At 64.3% G+C, this 10,406-nt stretch carries 7 protein-coding genes; 4 read left to right on the top strand and 3 right to left on the bottom strand.

Annotation, left to right across the window (positions count from 1 at the left end):
* Positions 1–509 precede the first annotated feature (509 nt).
* The gene (locus GZ092_RS13560; RefSeq protein WP_293637139.1) at positions 510–3,767 is read right to left on the bottom strand and encodes an efflux RND transporter permease subunit; all 3,258 of its coding nucleotides are present in this window, start codon (positions 3,765–3,767) and stop codon (positions 510–512) included.
* A gap of 128 nt (positions 3,768–3,895) precedes the next feature.
* Entirely contained in the window at positions 3,896–5,275 is a 1,380-nt protein-coding gene (locus tag GZ092_RS13555) for an efflux RND transporter periplasmic adaptor subunit (protein WP_293637113.1), read from the bottom strand.
* Between the two features lie 288 nt (positions 5,276–5,563).
* Here GZ092_RS13555 and GZ092_RS13550 point away from each other — a divergent pair, with 288 nt between their 5' ends.
* Positions 5,564–6,085: a GNAT family N-acetyltransferase gene (locus tag GZ092_RS13550; RefSeq protein WP_293637111.1), complete on the top strand. Its 522-nt coding sequence runs from the start codon at positions 5,564–5,566 to the stop codon at positions 6,083–6,085.
* Between the two features lie 73 nt (positions 6,086–6,158).
* Here the strand turns inward: GZ092_RS13550 and GZ092_RS13545 are convergent, their stop codons facing one another.
* Complete coding sequence (locus GZ092_RS13545; RefSeq protein ID WP_293637109.1) at positions 6,159–6,707, bottom strand: peroxiredoxin-like family protein; 549 nt, start codon at positions 6,705–6,707, stop codon at positions 6,159–6,161.
* A gap of 99 nt (positions 6,708–6,806) precedes the next feature.
* Here GZ092_RS13545 and GZ092_RS13540 point away from each other — a divergent pair, with 99 nt between their 5' ends.
* From GZ092_RS13540 to GZ092_RS13530, 3 genes are all read left to right on the top strand, one after another.
* Positions 6,807–7,661 (top strand): AraC family transcriptional regulator, encoded by an 855-nt coding sequence (locus GZ092_RS13540; protein WP_293637108.1) that lies wholly within the window; start codon positions 6,807–6,809, stop codon positions 7,659–7,661.
* Between the two features lie 376 nt (positions 7,662–8,037).
* Entirely contained in the window at positions 8,038–9,513 is a 1,476-nt protein-coding gene (locus tag GZ092_RS13535; RefSeq protein ID WP_293637138.1) for a SulP family inorganic anion transporter, read from the top strand.
* A 38-nt stretch (positions 9,514–9,551) separates the two neighbouring features.
* The gene (locus tag GZ092_RS13530; protein WP_293637107.1) at positions 9,552–10,406 is read left to right on the top strand and encodes a universal stress protein; all 855 of its coding nucleotides are present in this window, start codon (positions 9,552–9,554) and stop codon (positions 10,404–10,406) included.

Raw genomic sequence — 10,406 nt, 5'->3', positions numbered from 1 at the left:
CTTCCCCCAAGGGGGGAAGGAGTAAGAGGGGGAGGAGGATGGAGGTGGCGAGGTGAGGCTCTTTTTTTGTATTAAAAGTGAATCTAGCGCATATCCCGCTTGCGCAAGCAGCTATTGAATTTGTAGCACACAGAACCAAAGCCCGGGCACGGTGGCTGTCTGGCTGTTCGGCTGTTCGGACTTCATTCCCCGCCTGTCCCGTTCTGGCTGGGCCTGTGAGGACCCAAAAAAACGGGATCAGGGCGGCGCGCTGTTTGAGCGTAACGAAGTGAAGCGAGTTTGCGCCGACCCCCGTTTTTTCGGGGCAGCGCAGGTTGCCCGAAGCGAAGCGCAGGGACCCTGACAGCCGGGTCGCCTTTCTTTTGCTTACTTTTCTTTGGCGAAGCAAAGAAAAGTGAGTAGCCGCCGGGCTACCCCCGGCCAACAGGTGCAAGCAGCGAAAGCGACTATCAAATAAATAGCTACCTACGCAAGCAGGAAAAGCGCAAGCGCAATAAAAAGCGTAAAAATCAGGCAACAGCAGCATCCACCCGCTCCTTCCGCCCCAACCGCCGCCCCAGCCGGTCAAACGCCAGGTAAATCACAGGCGTCGTGAACAGCGTCAACACCTGGCTGACGATCAAGCCGCCAAAAATTGCCAGCCCCAGCGGCCGCCGCAACTCAGCGCCATCACCAAACCCCAGCATCAGGGGAACGGCCGCAAACAGCGCCGCCAGCGTCGTCATCAGGATGGGCCGAAAGCGCAGCAGCGCCGCCTGGTGAATCGCTTCCTGAGCCGACTTGCCCTCATTGCGCTCGGCGTCAATCGCAAAGTCGATCATCATGATCGCGTTCTTTTTCACGATGCCGATCAGCAAGATGATGCCGATGATGCCGATCACCCCCAGGTCAGACCCGCTGATCATCAGGGCCAGCAACGCGCCGACGCCCGCCGACGGCAACGTCGAGAGAATCGTCATCGGGTGCACATAGCTTTCATACAGCACGCCCAGCACGATGTACACACAGACCACCGCCGCCAGAATCAGCCACAGCTGGTTTGAGAGCGACGCCTGGTAGGCTCCCGCCGCGCCCAGAAAGGTCAGGCTGACGCTGGAAGGCATGGCGATGTCCTTGGCCGCCTGCCTGATCTCGTCGACAGCCTTTCCGAGCGACACGCCGGGCGCGGTGTCAAAACCCAGCGTCGTTGCCGGGTACTGGGCAACGTGGGTGATCTGCAGCGGCGCGGCTTGCTCGGTGATGGTGGCAATCGACGACAGCGGCGTGGTCGTGCCCGTGCCGGTCTTCAGGGGCAGGTTGCCCAGCGAAGCCGGCGTGGCGCGCGCGTCGGGCAGCGCTTCGAGGATCACGCGGTACTGGTTGGTCTCGGTGAAGATCGTCGAGACAATGCGCTGGCCGAAGGCGCTGTACAGCGCATCATCAATCGTCGAGGTAGCAATGCCCAGGCGCGACGCCGTGTCGCGGTCCACGTTGATGAAAGCCGCCGTGCCCTGGGCACCGGCGTCCGACACCACGTTGCGCAGGCTGGTGGACTGCGCCATGCGCTCGGCCAGTTGGTTGGCCCACTGCACCACCACCGCGTTGCTCGCGCCTTCCATCGACACGCGGAATTGCGTCGGACCGGTTTCGGCGTCAATCGTCAAATCCTGCGTCGGCTGCAGGTACAGCGTCACGCCGGCAACCCGGCTGGCACGCTGGCGCAGCCGGTCCATGGTTTCCTGCTGGCTGCCGATGCGCTCTTTTTTCAGGTTGATCAGCATGCGGCCGGTGTGCAGCATGGTGTTGTTCGCCGCATCGACGCCGATGAAGGAACTCAGCGCTTCCACATCCGGGTCCTGCAACATCTCGCGCGCCGCTGCCTGCTGCAACTCCGACATGCGTGCATACGACACCGACTGGGCGGTTTCGACGCGCGCCTGCAACTGGCCGGTGTCCTGTGTCGGGAACAGGCCCTTGGGAATCAGCACATACAGCAGCACGGTCAACACCAGCGTGGCCAGCGCCACCACCAGCGTGGCGCCCTGGTGCCGGAGCACCCAGGTCAGCGACTGGTCGTAGCGAACTATTACGCCATCGAAGAAGCGCTGCAGCCTCTCGCCGAGCGTGGGGGCACTCTCCCCAGCCCAGCCAGGGCCGCGGGACTGGCTTTGCCAGACCGCAGGCGCAGCGGCCCCCCCGGGGGGCAGCGAACCACGCGAAGCGGGGAGCGTGGGGGCTTTTTCTTTTAGCCATCTGGCCGACATCATCGGCACCAGCGTGAGGGAAACGACGGCCGAAATCAAAATCGTGATGGCCAGCGTGATGGCGAATTCGCGGAACAGCCGGCCCACCACGTCGCCCATGAAGAGCAGCGGAATCAGCACGGCAATCAGCGACACGGTCAGGGAGATGATGGTGAAGCCGATCTGCTTCGCCCCCTTGAGCGCGGCCAGCATGGGCGACTCGCCTTCCTCGATGTAGCGCGAGATGTTCTCGATCATCACGATGGCGTCATCGACGACGAAGCCGGTGGCAATCGTCAGCGCCATCAGGCTCAGGTTGTTCAGGCTGTAGCCGAGCAGGTACATCGCGCCGCAGGTGCCGATGAGCGAAATCGGCACCGACAGGCTGGCGATCACCGTCGCGCGCAGGTTGTGCAAGAACGCAAAAATCACCAGCACCACCATCAGCACCGCCAGCAGCAACTCGATCTCGACATGCAGCACCGAAGCCCGGATGCCGGTGGTGCGGTCGCTCAGCACATCGACGCGCATCTGCGTCGGCAGGCCGGCCTGCAACTCGGGCAGGCGCGCCTTGATGGCGTCCACCGTGGCAATCACATTCGCGCCGGGCTGGCGCTGCACATTCAAGATGATCGCGGGCACCAGCCGCTTGCCGGGCGTTCCAAGGCAATCTTCCTGATTTTTTGAGGCGGCCGACGCATCCTGCGTGCAGGCGATGCTGGCCCAGGCGCCAAGCTGCGTGTTCTCGGCGCTTTCCACGACCCGCGCCACATCCGATACGCGCACCGCCGCGCCGTTGCGGTAGGCAATGATGAGTTTCTGGTAGTCCTCGGCGGCCAGCAGCTGGTCGTTGGAATTGATCGAATACGAGCGTGTCGGGCCATCGATGCTGCCCTTGGCGCCGTTGGCGTTGGCGGCGCTGATCGCTGTGCGCAGCGCATCGAGTCCGAGGCCATACGAGGCCAGCGCCCGCGTGTCAGCCTGGATGCGCACCGCCGGTCGCTGGCCGCCGCTGAGCGCCACCAGCCCGACGCCGTTCACCTGGCTGATCTTCAGCGCCAGCCGGGTGTTGACGATGTTCTGCACCTCGGTCAGCGGCAGCGTGCTTGAGGTGATCGCCAGCGTCAGCACCGGCGCGTCGGCCGGATTGACCTTGGCATACACCGGCGGCGCAGGCAGGTCGGCCGGCAGCAGCGAGCCGCCGGCGTTGATGGCCGCCTGCACCTGCTGCTCGGCCACGTCCAGCGCCAGCCCCAGGCCGAACTGCAAGGTGACGATGGACACGCCCGCCGTGCTGGTCGAACTCATGCGGGACAGCCCTGCCATCTGGCCGAACTGGCGCTCCAGCGGCGCGGTGACGGTTTGCGCCATCACTTCGGGGCTGGCGCCGGGATACAGCGTCTGCACCTGGATGGTCGGGTAATCAACCTGCGGCAGCGCCGACAGCGGCAGCAGCCTGAAGCCGACCAGCCCGGCCAGCACGATGGCCAGCATCAACAGCGCCGTGGCGACAGGCCGCATGATGAAGGGCCGTGACGGGCTCAGTGTCGAGGCGTGCGCGTTGTTGTCGCCGAAATCGTCGAAGTCGCCCGAAGGTCCGGAATTGTCAAGGTTGCCCGGATGTCCGGCATCGCCGCGTGGAACGCCCGACGCATTGGCTGGCGCGCGCGGGTTCATGCGCCCTCGGCTTGCGAGGCGCGGCGGCGGCGTGGTGCGCTGGCGGCGCCCGAAGCTGGCAGGGTTGCTGGCGCTGCACCGTCGTCTGCGGCTGACGCACCCGGCCTGGCACCATCGGCCGGGGCGCCCGGACGCTGTCGCTTGCCGGCGCCTGCACCGTTCATGCCCCTGGGGCTGTCGCCCGGCAGCACCACCGGCGCGCCGTCCTTGAGCCGGTCGGCGCCTTCGGTGATGACCTGCTCGCCCGCCTTCAGGCCCGAGGCAATCTGTATCTTGTCCGCCGTGGCCTGGCCGCGCTGGACCGGCCGCAGGCTGACCGTGCGCTCGGCCGCATTCACCACATAGACATAGTCGCCGGCATTGCCATGGCGCAGCGCCGCCACCGGCACTGTGACGGCGTTTTCAATCGTCCGCAGTTCCAGCTGCACATTGACGAACTGGCTCGGAAACAGCGCCAGCTGGGCGTTGGGAAAGCGCGCCTTGGCCTTGACCGTGCCGGTCTGCACATCGACCTGGTTGTCCAGCGAAGCGAACACGCCAGTGTCCAGCGCGCTGGAACGCGTCCTGTCGAGCGCCGTGACCTGCATCGCCCGGCCGGCCACGGCAGACTGCTGCAACTCGCCCGCGCGGTCCTGCGGAACGGCAAACACCACGTCGATCGGGCTGACCTGGGTGATCAGCGCAATGCCGTTAGCATCGCTACTGCTGACCACATTGCCGACATCGACGGTGCGCAGGCCGACGCGGCCGCTGATGGGCGCGACGACGCGGGCATAGCCCAGGTTCAGTCGCGCAACGCCCTCGTTGGCCTTGTCGATCATCACCGTGCCTTCGAGCTGCTTGACCAGCGCGGCCTGGGTATCGACTTCCTGGCGCGCAATCGAGTCCTGCGCCAGCAGCGTCTGAAAGCGCGCCAGCGTGACGCGGGCGCTGGCCAATTGCGCCTCGTCGCGCTGGCGCTGGCCGCTGGCCTGCATCAGCGCCAGCTCGAACTGGCGCGGGTCGATGGTCGCCAGCAATTCGCCGGCGCGGACCAACTGGCCTTCCCTGAACAGTACTTTTTCCAACACCCCCGACACCTGCGGCCGGACCCGGACGGTGGCCTGTGGCGTGACAGTGCCCAGCGCTTCCAGGATGACCGGGATGCGGCTGCTTTCGGCGGTCGCCACGCCGACAGTGGTGGCGGGTGCGCCGCGCCGGCCGCCCGCTGCGCCAGCTTCTGGCGTGTCGGGGTGCGTCAGGTGCCAGGCCAGCCAGCCAGTGCCGGCCAGCAACGCCAGCGCCAGCAGGCTGCCGAGCAGGCGTGTGCGGCGGCTCATGCGTTGGGCGGGAGGGGTGTTGCTGTGGATGGGCGGGGTGTCGACACGGGTATCCATCAGCGGTCCTTTTGCATGCCGCGACAGGACGCTGGCGGCGGCATTTTCATTTCTACAGGGAGGGGGAGGGCGCCCTGTCCGGCCTCTGGCGAATGGCCGGGGCGATTGACAGGGTTGGCGCTGAATAATTATCCCAGCAAGCACCCGGGCGAAGATGTCGTCACGGAAATAGGCCGGTAAATGTCCGGTAAAGCAAAAGCCGTAACAAAGTCACTGCGGGCGCTTGTGCGGATGACGGCTGGCCGGTCCTTAAAATCCATGTACCCAGTTTCTGCCAAAGAGCCATCCGTGACCCATTCCACTGAATCGATTTCACCCCGCCTGCATGTCTGCCAGGCCGATTACCGCAACCCGGTCCACGCTGACGCGCTGGTCCATCTGCTCGACGCCTATGCGCAGGACCCGGCGGGTGGCGGCGAAGCCCTGAGCGCCTTTGCCAAGGCCAATCTGGTGAAAGAACTCGCCGCGCTGCCGCAGGCCTTCAGCGTGCTGGCCTTTGACGGGGAGCGCGGCGACCAGCCCGTCGGCCTGATCAACTGCATCGAAGGCTTTTCAACTTTTGCCTGTCGCCCGCTGGTCAATGTCCACGATGTGGCGGTGCTGGCCGGCCACCGGGGCCGGCGGGTCGGCGAGCAGATGCTGGCGCTGGTGGAGGAAATTTCCCGTCAACGCGGCGCCTGCAAGCTGACGCTGGAAGTGCTTGCCGGCAACGCCCGCGCGATCCGCCTGTATGAACGCGTCGGCTTTGCCGGCTATCAGCTTGATCCGGCCATGGGTCAGGCGCAGTTTTTTCAGAAGTGGCTGAGCTGAGGGCGCAAAAAAAGCCTGCGGTCCTGGTTTCCGTTCGCAGCCAGTGCCCCCTTAAAAGGCATCCTTTCCAGGCTCAGACCTCGCCCGTGAACTCGCCGCGAGCGGGGTAGTCCTTGCTGATGGCAAAGTCAATCGCACCCAGCAAGTCCTGAAACGGCGGCCGGGCAAAAGGCATGGTCTGCACCGCGCCGTAATACAGCGTGCCATCCGGTCGCACGATAAACACACCCGGCTCGCTGAACACGTCAGGCTCGTCAATGCCAATGGACGTCTTGCCCCGCGAGGCGCTTAGGTACAAACCCCACTCGCGGGCGGCGCGCAGGCTCAGGCCGTAACCCAGCTTCATGCCACTGGCGCTGACCTTGGCAGCCATCTGCCCGGCACGCTCTTCGTCGTCGCTGCTGATGGCCACCACCTGCACGCCGCGCGCAGCGAACTCGTGCGCCAGGCGTTCCAGCTCCAGCAGGTATTTGGCACAAACAGGGCAATGCAGGCCTCGGTAGAACACCAGCAGGTCAAACTTGTCACCGGGGTCCGCACCCAGCACAAAACGGCCTCCTGTCGTGAGGGCCACGTTGAGGGCGGGCACGGGGTAACGGGGCAAAAGGGCTGAGTTGCGCATGAGGATTTCCTGGGTTGATGGATGCGAACGGTTGGGAATGGGTATTGTTGTGTACTCTATGCAAAAATTGGTTCATAAAACATTGCATTACGTACAAAAATGAATGTCCCTGTCAAACCCGACCGCCTTTCCGCTCTGCTGCGCGGCTTGGCACCGCGCGTCGAAATGTCAACCGCGTTGCCGCATGGAGCGTGCGCAGCGCCTCTGCACTTTGCAGCCAGCGCTGTGCCCATGCTTCATCTGCATGTCGTCAGCAGCGGCACGGTGCAACTGGTGCAGTCGGGCGCAGCGCCGGCCAGCGCCCTGCAAGCCAGTGCACCTGCCTTTTTGATCTGCCGTGGTGACCAGGCACACGACCTCATGTCAAGCGACAGCAGCGCGCAGGTGCCGCTGTTATCGGCCAGGGTGTTTCTGGAGGGGCCGGTGGCGTCCTTGCTGCTGGCTGAATTTTTCCAGCCCCGGGTGGTGCCGCTGGCAGAGGAAGAGTGCTTGCTGCAGCATGTGCTGGCGTTGCTGCGCAGCGAGACGAGCGAGCCGCGCTGCGGCCAGCAGGCGCTGCTCAACTGCGCCGGCAAGATTGTTTTTATCGGGTTGCTGCGCCATCTGGTCGCCCATCCTGTCGAACACGGTGGCCTGTTCAGCGGGCTGGCCGATCCGCGCATTGCCAGCGCGCTGGTGGCGCTGCACGACGCACCGCAAAAGGACTGGACACTGCAATCCATGGCGCAGCACGCCGGCATGTCACGGACCGCGTTTGCCGTGCGCTTTCGGAACACCATGAACAGCCCGCCGGGCAAATACCTGAGCACGCTTCGGCTGCAGATGGCGCAACGTGCGGTCCAGTCGGGCCAGGGCCTCAAGGCAGCTGCCAGCGTCTCGGGTTATGACAATGTGTCGGCCCTGTCCCGCGCTCTCTCGAAGGCGCGAACTCTTCCCCGGCCCGGCAGCCCGTAACTTGCCCTGCGGCGTTGCCGCCCCGACCCCGGGCAGGCGCATGAAGGCATTGTCGGAAAAAACGCCTTTTGAAGTGCAGCGTCGACAGGTCGGGCGGCAAGCTGCCGCGCTGGCAAGCCGGCTCCATGCGTAAAATGCATCAATGCAAAGAGTCCCTGGTACGCTGTCCACTTTCCGGGTTTCCTTCCCGGGCAGCGAGTTGCCACGCGGCTACTTTTGCTCTGTGACACCGCCCTGAGTCGTCATTTCGGGCACCCCCACCCCCCAATGTTCACCGAGTCAGACGGCCTTTTCGGCGGTCCTGTTCAATCCCCATTTCACCATTGACTCACGGCCGCCCGGTCATGCCTGGCGCCGTCTTTATTCATTGAAAACAATCTATTCATCCATTCGCCAGGACTGGTTTTCCAACGTCCGGGGCGACTTGCTGGCCGGCCTGGTGGTTGCGCTTGCCCTGATTCCCGAAGCCATCGCCTTTTCCATCATTGCCGGCGTGGATCCCAAGGTCGGCCTGTATGCGTCATTCAGCATCGCCGTGATCATCGCCTTCACCGGCGGCCGGCCCGGCATGATCTCGGCCGCCACCGGGGCCATGGCGCTGGTGATGGTGCTGCTGGTCAAGCAGCATGGTTTGCAATACCTGCTGGCCGCTACCGTGCTGACCGGCGTGCTGCAGATCGTCGCCGGGCTGCTCAAGTTGGGCGCGCTGATGCGTTTTGTCTCGCGTTCGGTCATTACCGGCTTTGTCAATGCGCTGGCCATCCTGATCTTCATGGCGCAACTGCCCGAACTGACCGACGTGAGCTGGGTGGTTTATGCCATGACGGCGGCCGGCCTGGCCATCATTTACGGCTTCCCGTACATCACCCGGGCCGTGCCGTCCCCGCTGGTCACCATCGTCGTGCTGACCGGCGTGGCGATGCTGCTCAAGCTGGACATTCGCACCGTGGGCGACATGGGCCAGTTGCCTGACAGCCTGCCGATCTTTTTGCTGCCCGATGTGCCTTTGACCCTGGAAACGCTCAGGATCATCTTGCCGTATGCCGCGACGATGGCCGTGGTGGGTTTGCTGGAATCGATGATGACCGCTTCGATTGTTGACGAGCTGACCGACACCCCCAGCAACAAGAACCGCGAGTGCGTGGGGCAGGGCGTGGCCAACATCGCCACCGGTTTCATCGGTGGCATGGCCGGCTGCGCCATGATTGGGCAATCGGTGATCAACGTGAAATCGGGCGGTCGCGGGCGGCTGTCCACGCTGGTGGCGGGCATTGGATTGCTGGTCCTGATCGTGTTCCTGGGCCCCTGGGTCAAACAGATCCCGATGGCGGCGCTGGTGGCGGTGATGATCATGGTCAGCATCGGCACCTTCAGCTGGGACTCGATCCGCAACCTGCGCAAGCATCCGCCAAGTTCAAGCCTTGTGATGATGGCCACCGTGGTGATCACGGTGGCCACGCACGATCTGGCCAAGGGCGTGTTTGTCGGTGTGCTGCTGTCCGGCATCTTCTTTGCGCACAAGGTTGGCAAGGTGCTGCGCATCGACCGCAGCCTGGATGCCGAAGGCCGCCTGCGCAGCTACAGCGTGGTGGGCCAGGTGTTTTTTGCCTCGTCGGAAACCTTCATCAACAGCTTTGACTTCAGGGAAGCAGTGCAAAAGGTCCGCATCGACGTCAGCCACGCCCATTTCTGGGACATCACGGCGGTCGGCGCGCTGGACAAGGTGGTGCTCAAGTTCAAGCGCGAAGGCGCCGAAGTGGAGGTACTGGGCCTCGATGAAGCCAGTACCACCCTGATGGACCGCTTTGCGATTCACGACAAACCCGGTGCGGTTGAAAAACTCATGCACTGACGGCATCATCCGCATTCACTGGACAAAAGGAACACCCCATGAACAAGGTTTATGCCTGCATTGACGGCCTGGCCAACAGCGTCGCCGTGATCGACTGGGCCGCCTGGTCCGCACAGCGCCTGGAGGCGCCGCTGGAACTGCTGCATGTGCTGGAGCGCACCGACAGCCCCTTGACCATCGACTACAGCGGCGCCATCGGGCTGGGCGCGCAGGACGCGCTGCTCGTTGAATTGAGCGCGCTGGATGCGCAACGCGGCAAGCTGGCGCAGGAAGCCGGCCGGCAACTGCTGGCTGATGCCCGCCAGCGCGCCGCAGCGGCCGGCGTGGCGCGGCTCGATGTGCGGCTGCGCCATGGCGAGTTGCCCGATACCGTGCTGGAGATGGAGCCCGATGCGCGACTTTTCGTGCTGGGCGAGCACTACCGTGCTAGCGGGGCCTCCAAGATTCATCTGGATCACCATGTCGAGCGCGTGATTCGTTCCGTCAAACGCCCGGTGCTGGTCTCGACAGGCGCGCCATTCGAAGAACCGAAGCGTTTCGTCATCGCCTTTGACGGCAGCCCGACAGCGTGCCAGACCCTCGAAACCGTGGCCCGCAGCCCGCTACTCAAGGGCTTGCCGGTGCTGCTGGCCATGGCTGGCACCGACACGCCGCAGGCGCGCCGTCAGCTTGAAGACGCCCGGCTTGCGCTGGTGGCGGCGGGTTTTGAGGCGACAGTTGAGCTGGTGAACGGCGAGCCCGAGGAGGTGCTTCCGGCGCTGCTCAAGGCGCAGGGCGCATCGCTGCTGGTGATGGGCGCCTACGGCCACTCGCGTATCCGCCAGCTGATCGTCGGCAGCACGACGACCACGCTGCTGCGGCTCAGCGAAGTGCCGGTGCTGATCCTGCGCTGA

It is taken from the genome of Polaromonas sp. (assembly GCF_010365105.1).
Taxonomy (GTDB): Bacteria; Pseudomonadota; Gammaproteobacteria; order Burkholderiales; family Burkholderiaceae_C; genus Polaromonas.
Note: the sequence above shows the minus strand (reverse complement) of the source record. Positions and strands in the feature narration are given on the sequence as shown.